Source organism: Burkholderia sp. SIMBA_051 (assembly GCF_046534915.1).
GTDB classification, from domain to species: domain Bacteria; phylum Pseudomonadota; class Gammaproteobacteria; order Burkholderiales; family Burkholderiaceae; genus Burkholderia; species Burkholderia ambifaria.
Window position 1 is genome coordinate 1 of record NZ_JAWRXS010000678.1, and the last position, 247, is coordinate 247.

Below are 247 nucleotides of genomic sequence, written 5' to 3' on the forward strand. Positions count from 1 at the left end.
CTGTTGAATCCGGCGGTCCGTGCTAAAGGGATAAAGGCGATGTTGTTCCCGGGGTTCGAGGACAACACCAGCTTGGAAGATGCTTGGCACCTACTGCAATCGCTCGGCGGCTCGGGAGCTGCATCACTTGATAGCGGCCCAAAGCGTGACAAGGTGCCGAGCGTTGCGGAGGAGACTCAACCTTCCATTGCACCGGGCGAGGAGCCCGATGGCGTGCAGCAGACGAAAGGCGGAAAGGACCGACTGG

The 247-nt window shown here is 60.3% G+C and carries 1 protein-coding gene; it reads left to right on the forward strand.

Annotated elements, in window-relative coordinates; translation table 11 throughout:
* On the forward strand, nt 1-247 hold a 247-nt coding region (locus tag SB771_RS36185), incomplete at both ends, for a hypothetical protein (protein WP_410722183.1).